The following is a 17,835-nucleotide window of genomic DNA, read 5'->3' on the forward strand; positions in this document are numbered from 1 at the left end:
AGAAGTGAAACGCCGTAGCGCCGATGGTAGTGTGGGGTCTCCCCATGCGAGAGTAGGACACTGCCAGGCATCAAATAAAGCCGAAAGCCCTGAACTGACGTTCAGGGCTTTTTGCTATGCGTAAAATGGAAAATCCCCGTTGTAATCCGCTTCAGCTTTCATCGTACTGTTTAATATTCATCACAAAACCAACGCATTGTTTCTCTGAATATCAGATATTCTTCGTCCGCTATTAAGTTTGGCTGTTAACTTATAAATAACAATAAAGTAACACCTGGCGGCAGGACGCCGAATTTCATCATTGCTATGGCTCGGAGAAAACATCATGACAGAAACAACCTCGGCTCTTGGGGATGAGCACGGCACCGAACAGGGAGCGCTGGATAACAAGAAACGCATTTTCGCTATCGTCGGGGCTTCGTCAGGCAATCTGGTGGAGTGGTTTGATTTTTACGTCTACTCCTTCTGCTCAATCTACTTTGCTGCCTCATTTTTTCCGGCGGGCAACAGTACGACACAGCTGCTGCAAACCGCCGGGGTATTCGCCGCCGGCTTCTTCATGCGACCTATCGGAGGTTGGTTATTCGGCTACATCGCTGACAAGCATGGCCGGAAAAACTCGATGCTGATTTCGGTCTGCATGATGTGCGCCGGATCGCTGGTGATCGCCTGCCTGCCGACTTATGAATCAATCGGCAGCTGGGCGCCGGCGCTGCTGCTGATTGCCCGCCTGTTCCAGGGGTTGTCGGTAGGGGGGGAGTATGGCACCAGCGCCACCTACATGAGCGAGGTGGCAATCAAGGGGCGGCGTGGCTTCTACGCCTCGTTCCAGTACGTGACGCTGATCGGCGGGCAACTGTTGGCGCTGCTGGTTTTGGTGATCTTGCAGCAAATATTGTCCGGCGAAGAGCTGAAAGCCTGGGGATGGCGTATTCCGTTTGCCTTGGGGGCGGTGTTGGCGGTGGTGGCGCTGTACCTGCGCCGCTCGCTGAATGAAACCTCCGATGCGAAGACGCGTAACCACAAAGATGCCGGTTCGCTGACGGGGCTGTGGAAGAACCGCAAGGCGTTCCTGATGGTGCTGGGCTTTACCGCCGCCGGTTCGCTAACCTTCTACACCTTCACCACCTACATGCAAAAATACCTGGTGAACACCGCTGGTATGGACGCCAAGCTGGCCAGCGCCATCATGACCGTGGCGCTGTTCGTCTTTATGCTGCTGCAGCCGGCGGTAGGCGCGTTTTCGGACAAAATCGGCCGTCGCAGCTCGATGCTGATCTTCTCAGCCTTCGCCACGGTGTTGACGGTGCCGATCCTGTTTGCCTTGAAAGAGGTGACCAACCCCTTTATGGCGTTCGGTCTGATCGTGTTGGCGCTGTTCGTTGTCAGCTTTTACACCGCGATCAGCGGGCTGCTTAAAGCCGAGATGTTCCCGCCGGAGGTACGCGCGTTAGGGGTAGGCTTGTCTTATGCGGTGGCGAATGCCCTGTTCGGTGGTTCGGCGGAATATGTCGCGTTGTCGCTTAAATCGTTTGGCGTGGAGAACGCTTTCTTCTGGTACGTTTCCGGCATGTGCCTGCTGGCGTTGCTGGTCTCGCTCCGGTTGCATCGCAAAGGCAAGGAGATACAGCTGTAATAAAAACCCCGGCCTTGGCCGGGGTCAGAGTCCATCTTACAGGATACGGCTAATCAGCCGATCGATGCGGATACGCCGCAGACGGCGAATCAGCTTACGCACCTTGATCGGGTACTGCTGAATGCTTTGCAGCTCCTGATAGTGGCCGACCACGGTGGTGTGAGTGCGGATGCATTCCAGCTCTTTTTGCCGCTGCTCGCGCATTTCCTGCTTGGGATCGTGGATCAGAATGGCGTTTTCCAGATCCAGCCGCCAGGCGCGCGGGTTGAGGTTATTGCCGGTAATCAGCTGCCACTCTTCGTCTACCCACATGCCTTTCAGGTGATAGCTGTTATCGCCATCCTTCCACAGACGCACGATCAGCTGTCCGGTGTCGATATAACGCTGCAAGCGGCTCAGAAAGCGGCGCAGGTTGATCTCGTACAGGTAGGGCAGCGCGCCGATGATTTTGAACGGCTGGTCCTCCGGAATATAGAAGTCGTTGGCGGTCTTGTCGCCGACGATGATCTCCACCTGTTTGCCCTGGCGCAGCAGATAAATGATGTTGCGCACCAGCAGCGCCGGCAGGTTGAAATAGGGAGTACACAGCGTCAGTTTCTGGTCGGCGCACGACATCAGGTGATGAATGGTTTTATTCAGCACGCTTTGCTTGCCAAGCCCAACCAGCGGCGTCACCGCCAGCTCATCGTTGCCGGCCTTGCCGCGGAAGTGGTAACCCGCGCGGCGCAGGGCGAAACGGAACAGACGGGTCTCGTTTTTGATCTCCGGGCTTTTCGGCCGATCGCTGCGATCGAGGCGTTGTACGGCGCCGGCGGTGAGCAGATGCTGCTTGATGTAATCGATCAGGGTATCGGCCAACACCTCATTGGTGATCAGCTGGTAGCGATCGTAACGGTATTTCTCATGCTGATGCAGATAAACGTCGTTGATGCTGGCGCCGCTGTAGATCACGGTATCGTCGACCACAAAGCCCTTCAGGTGCAGAACGCCCAACGCTTCGCGGGTATTGACCGGCACGCCGTAGATCGGCACCGACTGTTCCGGATGTTGGCTGGCCATGGCGCAGTACCAGTCGGCGTTGGTATTGGCGGCGGCGGCGCCGATTCGCCCGCGCTGTGCGCGGTGCCAGTCGACCAGTACGCAGATTTCCAGCTCGGGCCGACGCTGCTTGGCTTGATACAGCGCGTTGAGGATCTCGCGCCCGGCGTCGTCATGCTCCAGATACAGGGCCACCAGATAGATGCGTTGGGTGGCGTTGGCGATGGCGCTCAGCAGCGTGGTGCGAAAATCGGACGGCGCGTACAACGTACGAACATCAGCAACCGTCTGGGGGAGTTTGGGCAGTTGTGCAAGGTGTTGTTGATGTTTGCTACGTTTAAATTTTGACAACATCACAGTGCGTTTCTTCTCTCATGATTGATGGCCGGAACGCCACAGGCATAAAAACAATAAACCGAATAATCGGGCGATAATACCATTAGTTGCCCCGATTGTGCGTATGTTTTGGCGTTAAGTGGTGGATTCGTAGCGCATTGCGACGCAGGTCACTGCGCGTCGGCGGCCTGCAGCGGCAGCGTCAGATTGACGATGCCGTCCTCAAGCTGCACCTCGATGCCAAAGCCCAGTCGCTGCGCCAGCGCGATCATGCCGCGGTTATTCGGCATGGTGATGCCGCTCAGGCGGGTCAGGCCATGCGCGCGCGCGTAGGCGATCATTTTCTCCAGCAGCTGACGGCCTAGGCCCACGCCTTTGAGATCGGAACGCACCAGTACGGCGAACTCGGCGTCGGTGTTGTCCGGATCGGACAGCGCGCGGGTCACACCGATGATCTCGTCTGCGCGCACCGCCACAAAGGCCATTTCTCGATCGTAGTCGATCTGCGTCATGTTGGCCAAATCGTCATGGGTAAACTCGTTGATCTCGCTGAAGTAGCGATAATAGAGGTCTTCCTTGGTCACCCGGTCGATGAAATGTTTCAGCGCCGGCTCGTCTTCCGGCAGGATAGGGCGGAACAGGCACTGGCTGCCGTCTTTCAACGCGATGGTCTCTTCCAGCTCATGCGGATAAGGGCGGATCGCCAGCCGCGCCTGCGGATCGCCGCTGAACGGCGCGAGCTGCATCGAAACGTCCAGCAGAGTAAATTCGCTGCCGGAGGCCAACACCGGGTGAATATCCAGCCGGGCGATCTCCGGGCAGTCGAGGATCAGGTTGGAGACCTGCACCAGCAAGCGGCTTAGTCCAGGGATATCTAAAGGCCGCAGCGCGCTGCGTCCGCGGATCTTGCCGCCTTTCACCGCCTGCAGCACCAGATAACGCGCCAGCGCCATATTCAACGGCGGCAGCGCGACCGCCACCTGATTTTCCTGGCGCCACTCCACGCCGCCTTCACCCAGCATGATCAGCGGGCCGAAAATGGCATCCTGCTCCACCGCGATGCGCAGCTCCTGGGCGCCGGCGCGGTTGGCCATGCTCTGCACCAACAGGCCATGGATGCGCGCCTGGGGGTAGGTACGCTTCACACGGTCGAGGATCGCCTCCGCCGCGCGCTGCACTTCGGTCGCGGTGCGCAGGTAGAGCATCACGCCCTGAACTTCCGATTTGTGCGGGATATCCGGCGAACGCAGCTTCAGCGCTACCGGGTAGCCGATCTGCTCGGCGATGTGCACCGCTTCGGCGCTGTCTTCGGCGATCCAGGTCGGCAGGGTGCTCAGGTCATAAGCCTGCAGAATGGATTGCACCTCGTGGGTATCCAACTGGGTGGCGCCTTCGGCCAGCGCCTGATGGATCAGGCGGTGAGCGTCGGCGGTATTGGCGGTCAGGCCGACCGGCAGCGCCGGGGTCTCTTTCAGCTGCTTTTGGTTGCGGCGGTATTCCACCATATGCATAAAGGCGGTGACCGCGCCTTCCGGCGTGCGGTAGGTGGGAATGGCGGCCTCGGTAAACTGCCGGCGCGCCTCTTGAGAAGAGTATTCGCCGCACCAGTTGGTCAGCAAGGTGATGCGCTTGCCGCGCGTATGGCGATGCAGCGCGTCAATCAGCCGCTGCGCCGTGGCGGTGCCCGGCGCCGCCGCACTCGGCGCATGGATCAGAAGCAGCGCGTCATAGTCGTGGCTGTCGAGCAGCGCTTCGAGAGCCGCCAGGTAGCGCTGCGGCGTGGCGTCGTCGCGCAGATCGAGCGGGTTGCCGGCGCGAATGAAATCCGGCAGCGCATCGCTCAGCTTCGCCAGGCTTTCCTCGCTCAGCGTCGCCAGCTTGCCGTTGCGGCCGAGCAGTTCGTCCAGCGCCATCGCCGCCGGCGCCGCGCCGTTGCTGACGATCATCAACCGTTCCCCCCGCAGCGGATGCATATGGCTGAGGGTTTCCACCGCGGAGAACAGCTCGTGAGTATCCTGCACGCGCAGCAGGCCGGCGCGCTGGATGGCGGCGTCATAAGCGGCGTCCAGCCCCAGCTGGCTGTTGAGCAGTAATTGCGCCTGTTGGCTGCGGCCGCTTTTGATCACCAGAATGGGCTTGTTGCGTGAGGCGCTGCGCGAGGCGGAGAGAAAGCGTCGTGCGTCGCTGATGTTTTCCAGATACAGCAGGATGGCGCTGGTCTTGCTGTCGCGCGCCAAAAAGTCGAGCAGGTCGTCGACGTCGATGTCCAGGCTGTCGCCCAGCGCGATGAAGTAGGAGAAGCCGACTTCGCGCTGCTGCGCCCAGTCGAGAATGGTGTTGGCCACGGCGGCGGACTGCGAGATAAACGCCAGCTTGCCCTTTTGGATCGGCACCGGCGAGAAGCTGGCGTTGATGCCCTGCCACGGCGCCAGCAGCCCCAGGCTGTTGGGGCCCAACAGCCGCATGGCGTGGCGCTGCGCGCAGGCCTTCAGCTCGGCGAACTGTTCCGGTGGCGAAGAGAGCACGATGGCGGTTTTGCAGCCGCGTTGGCCCAGCGCGTCGATCAGCGCCAGATTACGCTTGGCGTGGGTGCAGATGATCGCCAGATCCGGCGTCAGCGGCAGGCTGGCGACGTCGGGATAGGCCATGACGCCGCATACCGCCTTGTAGCGCGGCGTCACCGGCAAGATGGGCCCGCCGAAACCGCCGGCCAGCAGGTTGCTCATCATCAGGTTGCCGGCACGGCCCGGCTGCTGCGAAGCGCCCAGCACGGCGATCGATTTGGGACGTAGTAGCGCTTCTAACCCTCGCTGGCTCATGCACGGCTCCTTTTGGCAACGTTACGCCTGATTTTAGGCGCTTTATGGCTACATTGCTGTGACCGGTGCCTCCGGCCGGGTCGGTTTTCCCGCCAGATACTGTTGACGGAAATAGCGGAAATGCTGATTCAATCCGTCGGCGGCCGGCAGATCGCCCGCCTGTTGCAACAGGGCGGCGGCCACTTCCGCCGTACAGTGCTGCTCGGCGCGGCTGGCTTCGCGCAGCTGATAGTCGGATGCGGCATCGACGTTGAGTGAAAACACCGGGAATTGATTGAGATACGGGCTTTTACGGAACATTTTGCGCGCTTCTGCCCAGGTGCCGTCCAGCATGATGAACAGCGGCGGTTTACCGCCGACGGGCAGCTCATTGAACACCGGCCGTTCGGCGTCGGCGTAGGACGCGGGGAACACCACATAAGGCTGCCGCGTCGGATCGTTGATGGCTGCCAGCAGGGCGGGATCGACCTCGGTACGCGACCAGAGGAACGCCTGGGTGTCCGGCAGGATATCGGCGATCAGGCGCCCGGTGTTGCTGGGCTTGAGCGGCTCGGCGCCGAACATGATCAGGCAGAAGCGGCTGCCGGCCTGCTGCGGGCGAATGGTGTCACACAGGCAGTTTTTATGCGGCAGCAGGCAACCCTGACAACGCGCCACCCGGCAACCGCGCGCCAAAAAAGGGCGGGTGGCGCGGTCTAAACGGAATTGGCGCAGGCGAAGTACGGCGTTGTCGGTCATAACGATCCTGGGGGAAAAACCGCTATTGTAACGCAGAAAAAAGCCCGCCGGGAGGGGCGGGCTCGATCGGGGCGCGTTCGCGCGCGATGGCGGGATACGGCCTATACTTGCGGAATCACACTAACTCGTTGAGCCAGTTGTCAAACGGTGCTTTTGGCATCGCGCCGTTGAGCATGTCGACCATCTTGCCCTGACGGAACACCATGATGGTCGGGATGCTGCGGATGCGGAAACGGGCGCTCAGCTCCGGTTCGGCTTCGGTGTTCACTTTCACGAAGCGCACTTTGCCGGCGCGCTCTTCGGCCACGTCTTCAAAGATCGGCGCAAAGCTGCGGCACGGGCCGCACCACGGCGCCCAGAAATCGACCACGACCGGCAGATCGTCCTGCAGCAACTGGTCCAGCGTGGCGGCGGTGGCGTTGATCACTTCACCGTCGAAGAGCTCGTGGCCGCAGCGGCCGCATTTCGCGTTGTCCGCCAGACGTTCTTCCGGCACACGGTTGGTGGCATTGCAAGCTGCACAAACTGTATTCATGTTGACCTCGGGTACTGAGAAAGCCGGGTCCCCGCAACGCGGTTGCGGAGATGTTTCTTTAATGCTGACAATTATCGGCAAAACCCGGCGCGTGAACAATGAGGTTTGTTCAATGGATGTGATAGTTGGGAGCTTTTAGCGCAAGTTGGTGGCTTCGTGCACCAACATCAGGTAATCTTCGCGCCCTGCGCGTTGGTGGAGAAGACAATGAACGATTCATTTAGTGGCAAGAACGGTAAAGTCAAAGTGATGTACGTCCGCAATGACGACGACAATGGCGATGACCGCAACAAGAATAAACGTCCGGCTGGCAAAGGCCGTCCGGCTGACGGTGCGCGCTCGGGCCGCACTGGTCAAGACAAGGCGCGTGGCGGCAACGATCGCCGCGGCGCCGACTCCCGCCGCAGTGAAAGCGATCGTCCTCGCCGTCCGGCGCGCACTGAAGATCGCGGTGGCAACGAGTCACCGTGGAGAACCGTCTCGCGGGCACCGAATGAAGAGCCGGCGTTCGATCACGGTGGCATCAGTGGCAAAAGCTTCATCGATCCGGAACAGCTGCGCCGCCAGCGCGCGGAAGAAACCCGCGTTTACGGTGAAAACGCCTGTCAGGCGCTGTTCGCCAGCCGCCCGGAAGCGATCGTGCGCGCCTGGTTCGTGCAGTCGGTCACGCCGCGCTTCCGTGAAGCGCTGCGCTGGATGGCGGCTAACCGCAAAGCCTACCACGTGGTGGATGAGGAAGAGCTGGCCAAGGCTTCCGGCACTGAGCACCACGGCGGCGTCTGCTTCCTGATCAAAAAGCGTCAGGGCCTGGATGCGCAGACCTACCTGAAAACCGCACCGGCGACCGACTGCGTGCTGGCGCTGGAAGAAGTGGGCAACCCGCACAACCTGGGCGCCATCGTCCGTTCGTGCGCCCACTTCGGCGTCAACGGCGTGCTGCTGCAGGATCCGGCGCTGCTGGAGTCCGGCGCGGCGGTGCGTACCGCAGAAGGCGGCGCGGAGCACATCAAGGCGATCAACGCCGATGATTTCCTGTCGGTGCTGGATACCTTCCGCAAGGCGGGTTACACCATCGTCACCACCTCCAGCCACAAAGGCACCGCGCTGGCGCAGGCCAAGCTGCCGGCCAAGATGGTGCTGGTGCTGGGCCAGGAGCGTGACGGCCTCAGCGACGGCGCCTGGCAACAGGGCGACATGAACGTGTCTATCGGCGGCACCGGCAAAGTGGAAAGCCTGAACGTTTCCGTGGCGACCGGCATTCTGCTGGCGGACTGGTGGCGTCAGAATCAGGCGTAATCTGTTCTACGTCGGATAAAAAAACGGGCGCCCCAGGGCGCCCGTTTCGTTTATTGAAGCTTAGTGAGCGCCGCCGCCCCCACCGCCGCCAGAGCTGAACGGCGGTTTCGCCACCCATACCAGCACCAGCAGTACCAGGAACACCCCGGCCGACAGCCAGAAGATCTCGTTGGCGGAGATGATCAGGCCCTGCGCGGTGATCTCGTTGGCGATATACGCCGACGCCTGCTGCTTGCTCATGCCGAGCTGCTCCAGTTGCCGGTACATCTCCTGCGACTGCGGGTTGTACGGGTTGACGAACTCCGTCAGCTGCGAATGGTGCTGCGATTCGCGCTGCGTCCACAGGGTGGTGGTGATCGAGGTACCGATCGAGCCCGCCAGGGTTCGCGTGAAGTTCGACAGGCTCGATGCCGCCGCCATACGCTCCGGCGGCAGGCCGGACAGCGTGATGGTGGTCAACGGCATGAAGAAGCAGGCGATGGCGAAGCCCTGGACGAACTGCGGCCAGGCGGAAGCGCCGAAGTCCATGCCCGGTTCAAACGTATAGGCGCGCCAGTAGAAGCACACGGCATACATGATGAAGCTGAAGGTCACCAGCCTGCGCATGTCGAGCCGGTTGCCGAACTTGCCGATGATCGGCGACAGCAGCACCGGGATCAGCCCGACCGGCGCCGACGCCAGCCCGGCCCAGGTGGCGGTATAGCCGTACACCTCTTGCAGCAGCTGCGGCAACAGCACGATGGCGCCGAAATACAGCATGTACGCCAGACTGATGCACAGGCAGCCGATGGTGAAGTTGCGCGACTTGAACAGCGACAGATCCACCACCGGATGGTCATCCGTCAGCTCCCAGACCACCAGGAACAACAGCGCTACGACCGCCACGACGGTCAGGGTGATGATCTCGGTCGAGTTGAACCAGTCCAGCTCCTTGCCCTGATCGAGCATCACCTGCAGCGAACCGATGCCGACGATCAGCAGCACCAGTCCAACCGTGTCGATCGGTTTGATCTCGGTTTTGGTTTCTCGCCCCTTCAGCGTCGCCATCGCCGCCATGATAACGAAGGCGCCGATCGGGATGTTGATGAAGAAGATCCAACCCCAATGGTAGTTGTCGCTGATGTAACCGCCGAGGATCGGCCCGAAGATCGGCGCGACGATCACGGTCATCGACCAGAGCGCCAGGGCCATCGCTCGCTTGGCGGGCGGGTAGTTGTTCAGCAACAGGCTCTGCGACAGCGGGATCAGCGGCCCGGCCACCACGCCCTGGATCACGCGGAAGAAGATCAGCATGCCGAGGCTGTTGGAGATGCCGCACAGCCAGGAAGCGAGGACGAACAGCGCGGTGGACCAGAGGAACAGCCGCACTTCGCCGATGCGCTTCGCCAGCCAGCCGGTGATCGGGATCGAGATGGCGTTCGCCACGCCGAACGAGGTGATCACCCAGGTCCCCTGCGAGTTGGAAGACCCGAGGTTACCGGCAATGGTGGGGATCGCCACGTTGGCGATGGTGGAGTCCAGCACCTGCATGAAGGTCGCCATGGCGAGCGCGACCGTCATCCAGGCGAGCTGGGCGCCTTCAAGCGGTTTCTGTGGCAAGATGGCCTCCCGCGCGCTTAGCCGGCGTTCGCATGGATCACGTCAGCGATCAGCTGGTTAACCGGCGCCAGATTCAACGCCAGCGCGTCGCTCTGGTACAGCGGTTTGTCGCGCACCACGTCAGACAGCACGCGGCCGTCCAGATTGGCGGTGTCGACGGTCACCAGCGTCGAAAGACCGATGCGCAGCGGATGATCGGCCACCTGCTTGGCGTCGAGCTCAATACGCACCGGCAGACGTTGCACCACCTTGATCCAGTTGCCGGTGGCGTTCTGGGCCGGCAGCAGCGAGAAGGCGCTGCCGGTGCCCATGTCGATACCGACCACTTTGCCTTGATACACCACGTCATCGCCGTAGACATCGCTGACTACCGTTGCCGGCTGGCCGATGCGCATGTTGGCGATCTGGGTTTCCTTGAAGTTGGCGTCAACCCAGATGTGATCGGCCGGCACCACCGCCATCAGCGGCGAACCGGCGGCGATCTGCGCGCCGACCTGCACGCTGCGGCGCGAGACATAACCGGTAATGGGGCTGATCACTTTGGTACGCTGCAGCGCCAGCCAGGCGTCACGCATCTGCGCGGCGGCCTGTTGGATTGCCGGCTGCTGTTCCAGCGGGGTATTCAGTACCATCGCCTGGTTGGCGTTGTATTGCTGCACCGCCACTTCCAGCGCGGCCTTGGCGCTGTCGACCGCATCGCGAGCGTGTTGCAGCTCTTCGCGGCCGATGGCGTCAACGCTGCCCAGCACCACGCGGCGTTTCAGATCGTTCTCGGCCTTGCTCAGATCGGTCTTGCGCAGGGCGATGTTGGCCTGATACTGCTTGCTGTTGATGATCAGCTGGTGGGTCTGACGCACGCTGTTGGCCAGGCCGGTTTTGGCGCGTTCAAACGCCTGCTCGGCATCGGTCGGATCGAGCGTCAGCAGTACGTCGCCCTGCTTGACGTAGTCGGTGTTGTCGAAATTGACGCTGTTCACGCTACCGGACACCTGGGCCATGATCTGCACCTGGTTGCCGGAGACGTAGGCGTCGTCGGTTTCCTGATGATGACGCAGCACCAGGAACCAATACACTAAGTAAGCCACCCCTATAACAATGAAAATAACCGTCAGCAACAGCAGCCAAAATTTACGCTGCTTCTTTTTGCCGCTCGGCTGCTGCGGGTTTTGGATTTCCGCGCTCGCGCTCATGGTGTTCTCCAAGCCTTATATTATTATGCTTTCGAATCCGCTGCGGCCGGGGCCTGATAGCCACCGCCCAGCGCACGGATCAGTCCTATCTTCGCCTGCAGTAAGTTGCTGCTGGCATTTAACTCCGCCTGTTGCTGCTGCAATAGCTGCGTCTGGCTGGTCAACAGATCGTCGCGCCCGATAATCCCTGCCTGGTAACGGGCGTTAGCGACCTGATACACCTGTTGCATCGACTGGGCCGCGGACGCCGCCTGCAGCTGCTGTTGCGCAGAACTCTGCTGGATGGTGATGGCGTCGGCGGTTTCCTGTACCGCATTCAGGATGGTTTGGTTATAGGATTCCACCGCTTCGTCATACAGCGCGGATTCCTCGCCCAGCTTGCTGCGCAGCGCCCCGGCGTGGAAGATCGGCAGCGAAATCGCCGGCATCACGTTCCAGGCCTGGCTGGCCGCTTCAAACAGATTCGGGCTGGTGCCACTGGTGTTGGTGGTCATCAGGCCGGCGAAGGCTGAAATGGTCAGGCTGGGGTAAAACTCCTTACGTGCGGCGCTGACGCGCTGGCTGTAAGACTCCACCAGCTGGCGTTGCGCGGCGATGTCCGGGCGTTTGCCCAGCAGATCCGCCGTCAGCTCGCCCTGCGGTGCCATCAGGTTGTCTGCGGGCAACGGCACCTGACGCAGGTGCTGCATGGCGTTCGGCCCTTGGCCCGCCAGCGCGGCGAGCTGGTGTCTGAGCTGTTCGATTTGCGACTGCAACTGCAGAATCTGCTGTTTAGCGACGTCGGACTGCGCCTGGGTTTGTTGCGGCACGTCGACGCCGGTCAGCCCGGCCTGATAGCGCTGTTGGCGCAGCGCGGTCAGGCGTTCATTGTTGTTCACTTCCTGCTGCAGCAGCTTCTCGAGCGCCAGATTGCTTTGCAGCTGGTAGTAGGCGGACGCCACCGAACTGGTCAGGGTCAGCGCCGCCTGTTCCTGCTCGGCGCGCGCAGCGTTCACTTGCGCTTTGGCGGCGTTCACCTGGTTGCGGTATTTACCCCACCAGTCGAATTCGTACGCCAGGTTCAACCCCAGGGAGTTGGAGCTTGAATAGATCGGCTTATGCGGATACCCCAACCCCATATTGACGTTTTGCGGCACGCGTTGACGCTGGGTGCTGGCGTTCAGATCCAGGTTCGGCCCGTTGGCGGCGTTGGCTTCGCCCACCACGCTCTGCGCTTCGCGCACGCGGGCGGCGGCTTGACGCAGGGTCGGCGAGTTTTGCAGCGTCTGCGTCATCAGGGCATCCAACTGCGGATCCTTGAGGGCGCGCCACCACTGCGGGCTGACGGCCAGCGAACTGACTTTCGGCTGAGCCAACTGCAGGCTCTGCGGATCCATCAGCGTGGATTGCGGGGCAATATTATCGGTAGAAGCACACCCGGCCAGCAGCAATACGGCGAACAGCGGGGTGAATCTCCAGTTAAATGGGGATCGCATAATAGGTACCTGAACAGAAATTGTGAATTAGGATAACTGTTCTGTGATTTCCATTTGATCCAGACGTGCCAGCAATTTGCGCGTCAGCTGTTCCAGCTGTTTTTGCTCATCGTCGGTCAGCGTGGACCACAGGAAATGCAGACATTGGTGCTGCGGCGGCAGCAGTTGACTGAGAAATTCTTCCCCCTGCGGCGTCAGATGCAGATGCAGGCAGCGGCGATCGTTATCGCTTTCACGGCGCTCGATCCAACCGCGTTTCTCCAGCTCGTCGGCGATGCGGGTCGCATTGGTGCGCGAGGAGCCTAAGGCAGAGCTTAGCTCAGAAGGTTGGATGCTGTGGCTCTCCTGCGCATCCAGGGTAATCAGCGCCATAAACAGTGTTTCGTTAATCCCCTGCGCCTTCAGCATCTTGTTGCGATTTTCCAGCAACTTGCCTTGCATGTGCATGCACAGGCGGGTCAGCAGGATTTCCTGATACGGGAAATCTTTCTGCCGGGTGGCGCGGAAATTCAGCATTTGTTCTATGGGGGCAAACGAGCTTTCCATAATTTAGGGCCTCATTAATTTCGTTCGAGATAGTAACGACGGTGACTAATAATGTAAATGTTCAGCCGTGCGGATAATTTAGCAATTCGTGTCATTTGTCAGAGTTTGTAAAGATGTGGCGCATGAAAACGCCAAAGCGAAGCCAAACGTTCGGCGCGGCGTCAGCCTGGACCGAAAAGCATTAACAGCTTTAATGTGACGCCAAAGGCCGTCGCGCCGAGCAGCGTCGACAGAATGATGCTTTTACTGCGGTAGAAGCACAGCGCCAGCGCGGCGAACCCCGCCAACGTCGGCAGCAGCTTGTCCGGTTCGCGCATCACCACCGGCGTGCTGGAGACCACCAGCAGGGCGCAGATCGAGGCGATGCCAATGCTGTCGAGTAGCAGGGCGGCTTTACCGCGTTTGAGGCCGGGCTGGGCGCGCGCCGGCGCCAGCCGCAGCGGCAGATAACGGAACAAGTAATTGGCGCAACCCACCACCAGGCCGATCACCAGCACATCAGTGTTCATGGCTGGCCTCCGCAGGGGCAGGTTGGAACAGAGCGGCGACGCAACCGGCGCCGATGCCGGCCAAAATGGCAACCGGGATGGAGAACAGCACCACGCCGAGCAGCGCACCGGCCAATGAGGCAGCGATGGTCAGGCTCTGCGGGCGCCGGAAAGCGGCCAGCAGGAAACTGAGAAATAGCGCCGGCAGCATGAAGGCCAGCGAGGCCTCGATCACCGGGAACTGCTCCAGCGGGCCGTTGCCGAACAGCGCGCCGAGCGCGGTGCCGGCTACCCAGGAAAGCCAGGAACAGAGCGCGATGCCCAGCATCCAGTTTTCGCTCCAGCTGCGGTTATTGCGCATCAGCTTGGCGGTGGCGGCGGCGAAGACCTCATCGGTCAGACCAAAAGCCCACATTGCCGTTTTACCGGGCGACATGCGCGAGACGATACGGTGACGCAGCGCCGGGCCGTACAGCAGGTGGCGCACGTCCATCGCCATCACCGTCAACGCGGAGACCCACAGCGACATGCCGGCGCTCAGCAGGGCGGTGATCACGAACTGGCTGGCGCCGGCGTAGATGATGCAGGAGAAGAAAAGGCTTTCCAGCGGGGAAAAGCCCAGTTTGACGGCGCTGAGGCCGAAGGCGAACGCCACCGGGACATACCCGATGACGATCGGCAAACTGTCGACGACGCCGTTGGCGAAGGTGGCGCTGACGGCGGGCGGATTGAGGCTGTCTGCAGCTTGGCTTTGCATGGTTGTGGATCGCAGGGTAGATAGGACTTCAATAGTTTATGCCCAGAACATTACCAGAGAGTAAGTAATGTTTATACCCTGCACCGCTAATAAATTTCTTTAGTGACTATTTGCACGATAATCAGATTGTCGCTGGCCCTTGCGGATCGTGGTGCTTGCCGAGCCACCAGGTCAGCAGGTTGAGCAGGCATAACACCCCGCCGGCGGCGGCCACGCCGTACCAGCCGGCATGCTGATAGGCCGAGGCGGAGAGCAGAGAACCGAGCGCGCCGCCGATAAAGTAGCTGGTCATGTAGCCGGCTGTCAGGCGGTTGCGCGCGTCCGGCATGATGCGGTACATCACGCTCTGGTTGGTGACGTGCACCGCCTGCACCGCCAGATCGAGGATCAGAATGCCGGCGATCAGCGCCCATAGCGACTGTTTGGCTAACGCGATAGGGATCCAGGACAGCAGTAACAACACCAGGCCGACGGTGGTGGTCAACCCGGCTTTACCTTTGTCCGCCAGATGCCCGGCGCGCGAAGCGGCCAGCGCCCCGGCGGCGCCCACCAGGCCGAACAGCCCGATCACCCCCTCGGAATAGTTGAACGGCGGCGCGGCGAGCAGAAAGGCCATTGAGGTCCAGAGCACGCTGAAGTTGGCGAACGAAAGGGCGCCGAGGATGGCGCGGGTGCGCAGCAGCGGCGTGCGGCAGAACAGGCTGAAGATCGAGGCCAGCAGCTGTGGGTAGTTCAGCCCGGAGTGTTGCTTATAGCGCGGCAGCGCGCGCCACAGGATCAGCGCCATCAGGATCATCAGCACGCTGGCGACCCAGTAGATGGTGCGCCAGCCGCCGAACGACGCCAGCGCGCCCGCGACGGTTCGCGCCAGCAGGATGCCGAGCAGCAGGCCGCTCATGATGATGCCGACGGTCTTGCCGCGCTTTTCCGGGTGGGCCAGCGTGGCGGCTAGCGGCACCAGGATCTGCGCCACTACCGAGAACAGCCCGGTGAGCGCGGTGCCGAGGATCATCATCGGCAGCGTGGCGGAGGTGGCGGTGATCAGCATGCCCCCGGCGGCCAGCAGCGTCATGAACACGATCAGGCCGCGGCGTTCGAACATATCGCCGAGCGGCACCAGCAGCAGCAGGCCGGTGGCGTAACCGAGCTGCGCGGCGGTGACGATAAAGCCGGCCTGGTTGACCGACAGGTTGAAACTGGTGGCGATGGTTTCCAGCAGCGGTTGCGCGTAATAGTTGCTGGCGACCGCCAGGCCGGTGGCGATGGCAATCAGCACGGTCAGCGCCGGGCTGAGGCCCGGATGGGCGTTTTGTGGATTCATGATTTTTTCATCACGGGAAGAAGATAGCGCGCAGTATCCGGCAACGCGTCTGTGGAAACCAATGTATAATTTTCATTTGATTTATCTCATTTCAAGATAGATGCCATGAACCTGAAACAGATCCGCTATGCGCTGGCGGTGGCGGAAGAACAGAGTTTCACCCGGGCGGCGCAGCGCTGCCATACGGTGCAGTCGGCGCTCAGCCACCAGATCGCAAAACTGGAAGAAGAGCTGGGCTGCACGCTGTTTGAACGCACCTCGCGCCGGGTGCGGTTGACCCCCGCCGGCCAGGCTTTCATTCCGTCGGCGCAGCGCCTATTGGCGGCGCAGCAGGCGCTGGTGGAAGAGGTGACCGCCGCCGGCGATGCGGTGTCCGGCACCCTGACCATCGGCACAATTTCAACCATAAACGCGATTGATCTGACCGAAAAGCTCGACAAGTTTCATCGCCACTATCCGGCGGTGAACATCCGCCTGTACGTTGGCATGAGCGAAGCCCTGCTGGAGGATGTGCGTCAGCAGAAGTGCGATATGGCGTTCGTCGGCATCTGGCCCGGCGATGTCGATTTACTGCCGATGTCGCACCGGCAGTTGACCGATGAGCCACTGGTGGCGCTGGTGGCGCCGCAGCACCCGCTGGCCAACCGCGAGCGGGTGAATCTGCAGGCGCTCGCGGAAGTGCCGCTGGTGGATTTCTACAGCGGCACCGGTGCGCGACGCCAAACCGATCGCGCCTTCCAGGCGGCGGGTATCCGCCGGCACGTCAGTTTTGAAATCGATCATATCGAATGGCTGGAAAATCTGGTGCGGCGCGGATTGGCGGCGGGTATCGTACCTGTCTCGACCGCGCAACGCTTAAGTGCACTGGTGTCGATTCCGATTGAAGACGGGCCGCGGCGCCAGGTGTATTGCATCTGGCCGCAGCCTTTGTCGAACGCCGCCGCACGTTTTTTACAGTTCAGCGGCATCGATATGGCGGGGTAGGGGCGCGGCAAAGGCGGCGCCCCTGAACGGTTACGACTTCGCCGCTTCGGCGGCGGTTTTCACCCAGCCGTCGAAGGTCGCCTGGTGCGCTTTGATCCAGCCGTTAACGTGGTTCTGGATATCGGCTTCCGAAGCCTGGCCTTCATGCATGCGCAGGTTTTGCGCATTGATGTCGGCGATCGGCAGCTTCATGATGGCGAACAGCTTGGCGGCCGCCGGATTGGCTTCGGCCCACTGCTTGTTGGCGGCGATGCGCATGGTGTTGACCGGGAAGCCGTAGTTGGCGCCGTTAGGCAGCTTGGTGTCGACGTTCTTCTGCTCGCCCGGCAGCGAGGAGAACGGCACCTGCAGCCAGACCACGTCGCGGCCCGGCACCATCACATCGCTGACCCAGTACGGCGTCCAGGTGTAATACAGCACCGGTTTGCCCTCTTTGTAGCGGGTGATGGTGTCGGCGATCATCGCCGCGTAGTTGCCCTGGTTATGCTCGACGGTGTTGCTCAGGCCATAGGCCTTGATGTGGTGGTTGATCACCGCTTCGCAGCCCCAACCCGGGGTGCAGCCAGTCAGATCGGCCTTGCCGTCGCCGTTGGTGTCGAACAGCTTGGCGATCTTGGGATCCTTGAGCTGTTCGACGTTGGTGATGTGATACTGCTCGGCGGTTTTCTTGTCGATCAGGTAACCCTGCGCGGCGCCGTTGACGTAGACGCCTTCGCGGTAGAACTTGGCGTCGCCGCCGGCGGCCTTGTACTGATCGGCGTGCAGCGGATCCCAGTTGACCGCGATAAAGGTCGCGTCGCCGGAGGCGATCGAGGTGTAGGCGACGTTGTAATCCACTTCACGCGGTTCCTTCACGTCGTAACCCAATTTCTCCAGCGCCTTGCTGACCAGCAGCGTCTGGAAAGTCTCTTCGGAAATGGTGCTTTGCACCGGCTGAACCGTGATCCCCTTGCCGGGTAAATCTGCTGCGCTCACGCTCTGTGAGCCAATCAGCGTCGTCAGGGCGAGAGCCCAGATGCCCGTAGTGCGCATAGTGTTTCCCCTTTTTTCGATGTGGTGGTGTTATAGCCCGCCGGG

General features: G+C 61.1%; 15 protein-coding genes. 3 read left to right on the forward strand and 12 right to left on the reverse strand.

Annotated elements, in window-relative coordinates:
• The first annotated feature begins 325 nt into the window (after positions 1–325).
• Positions 326–1,636, forward strand: coding sequence for an MFS family transporter (locus tag WA302_RS08225; RefSeq protein ID WP_025304008.1), 1,311 nt, complete (start codon positions 326–328; stop codon positions 1,634–1,636).
• Between the two features lie 36 nt (positions 1,637–1,672).
• Here WA302_RS08225 and pssA read toward each other — a convergent pair whose 3' ends face one another.
• The 4 genes from pssA to trxC all read right to left on the reverse strand — a co-directional run bounded on the left by pssA (position 1,673) and on the right by trxC (position 7,102).
• Entirely contained in the window at positions 1,673–3,028 is a 1,356-nt protein-coding gene (gene pssA / locus WA302_RS08230; protein WP_025304007.1) for a CDP-diacylglycerol--serine O-phosphatidyltransferase, read from the reverse strand.
• 152 nt (positions 3,029–3,180) lie between these two features.
• The gene (locus WA302_RS08235) at positions 3,181–5,829 is read right to left on the reverse strand and encodes a bifunctional acetate--CoA ligase family protein/GNAT family N-acetyltransferase (RefSeq protein WP_025304006.1); all 2,649 of its coding nucleotides are present in this window, start codon (positions 5,827–5,829) and stop codon (positions 3,181–3,183) included.
• Between the two features lie 48 nt (positions 5,830–5,877).
• Positions 5,878–6,567: a tRNA-uridine aminocarboxypropyltransferase gene (locus tag WA302_RS08240; RefSeq protein ID WP_038629863.1), complete on the reverse strand. Its 690-nt coding sequence runs from the start codon at positions 6,565–6,567 to the stop codon at positions 5,878–5,880.
• Between the two features lie 115 nt (positions 6,568–6,682).
• Positions 6,683–7,102 carry a thioredoxin TrxC gene (trxC, locus tag WA302_RS08245; RefSeq protein ID WP_004928868.1) on the reverse strand — a complete coding sequence of 140 codons (420 nt, stop codon included), beginning with the start codon at positions 7,100–7,102 and terminating at the stop codon, positions 6,683–6,685.
• Between the two features lie 207 nt (positions 7,103–7,309).
• Between trxC and WA302_RS08250 the strand changes: the two genes are divergently transcribed.
• On the forward strand, positions 7,310–8,398 hold the full coding sequence (locus tag WA302_RS08250; RefSeq protein ID WP_025304005.1) for a tRNA/rRNA methyltransferase: 1,089 nt from the start codon (positions 7,310–7,312) through the stop codon (positions 8,396–8,398).
• Between the two features lie 60 nt (positions 8,399–8,458).
• Here WA302_RS08250 and emrB read toward each other — a convergent pair whose 3' ends face one another.
• The 7 genes from emrB to WA302_RS08285 form a co-directional block, all read right to left on the reverse strand.
• Positions 8,459–9,997: a multidrug efflux MFS transporter permease subunit EmrB gene (gene emrB, locus WA302_RS08255; RefSeq protein ID WP_043143795.1), complete on the reverse strand. Its 1,539-nt coding sequence runs from the start codon at positions 9,995–9,997 to the stop codon at positions 8,459–8,461.
• 17 nt (positions 9,998–10,014) lie between these two features.
• Positions 10,015–11,187, reverse strand: coding sequence for a multidrug efflux MFS transporter periplasmic adaptor subunit EmrA (gene emrA, locus WA302_RS08260; RefSeq protein WP_043143796.1), 1,173 nt, complete (start codon positions 11,185–11,187; stop codon positions 10,015–10,017).
• Between the two features lie 23 nt (positions 11,188–11,210).
• A complete protein-coding gene (locus WA302_RS08265; RefSeq protein ID WP_025304002.1) occupies positions 11,211–12,662 on the reverse strand; it encodes an efflux transporter outer membrane subunit in 1,452 nt (483 codons plus the stop codon).
• Positions 12,663–12,689: 27 nt separating this feature from the next.
• Positions 12,690–13,208, reverse strand: a complete 519-nt coding sequence (mprA, locus tag WA302_RS08270; protein ID WP_025160249.1) for a transcriptional repressor MprA — start codon at positions 13,206–13,208, stop codon at positions 12,690–12,692.
• Between the two features lie 161 nt (positions 13,209–13,369).
• On the reverse strand, positions 13,370–13,717 hold the full coding sequence (gene ygaH, locus WA302_RS08275; RefSeq protein WP_025304001.1) for an L-valine transporter subunit YgaH: 348 nt from the start codon (positions 13,715–13,717) through the stop codon (positions 13,370–13,372).
• Positions 13,707–14,453 (reverse strand): AzlC family ABC transporter permease, encoded by a 747-nt coding sequence (locus WA302_RS08280; protein WP_025304000.1) that lies wholly within the window; start codon positions 14,451–14,453, stop codon positions 13,707–13,709. Before WA302_RS08280 ends, ygaH begins: the two co-directional genes overlap by 11 nt.
• A gap of 121 nt (positions 14,454–14,574) precedes the next feature.
• The gene (locus WA302_RS08285; protein WP_025303999.1) at positions 14,575–15,774 is read right to left on the reverse strand and encodes an MFS transporter; all 1,200 of its coding nucleotides are present in this window, start codon (positions 15,772–15,774) and stop codon (positions 14,575–14,577) included.
• Positions 15,775–15,879: 105 nt separating this feature from the next.
• Between WA302_RS08285 and WA302_RS08290 the strand changes: the two genes are divergently transcribed.
• On the forward strand, positions 15,880–16,758 hold the full coding sequence (locus WA302_RS08290) for a LysR family transcriptional regulator (RefSeq protein ID WP_016929849.1): 879 nt from the start codon (positions 15,880–15,882) through the stop codon (positions 16,756–16,758).
• A gap of 30 nt (positions 16,759–16,788) precedes the next feature.
• Here WA302_RS08290 and proX read toward each other — a convergent pair whose 3' ends face one another.
• The gene (proX, locus tag WA302_RS08295) at positions 16,789–17,790 is read right to left on the reverse strand and encodes a glycine betaine/L-proline ABC transporter substrate-binding protein ProX (protein ID WP_197822410.1); all 1,002 of its coding nucleotides are present in this window, start codon (positions 17,788–17,790) and stop codon (positions 16,789–16,791) included.
• Between the last annotated feature and the right edge of the window lie 45 nt (positions 17,791–17,835).

The sequence above is a fragment of the Serratia sp. 201 genome, from assembly GCF_037027545.1.
Taxonomy (GTDB): Bacteria; Pseudomonadota; Gammaproteobacteria; order Enterobacterales; family Enterobacteriaceae; genus Serratia; species Serratia bockelmannii.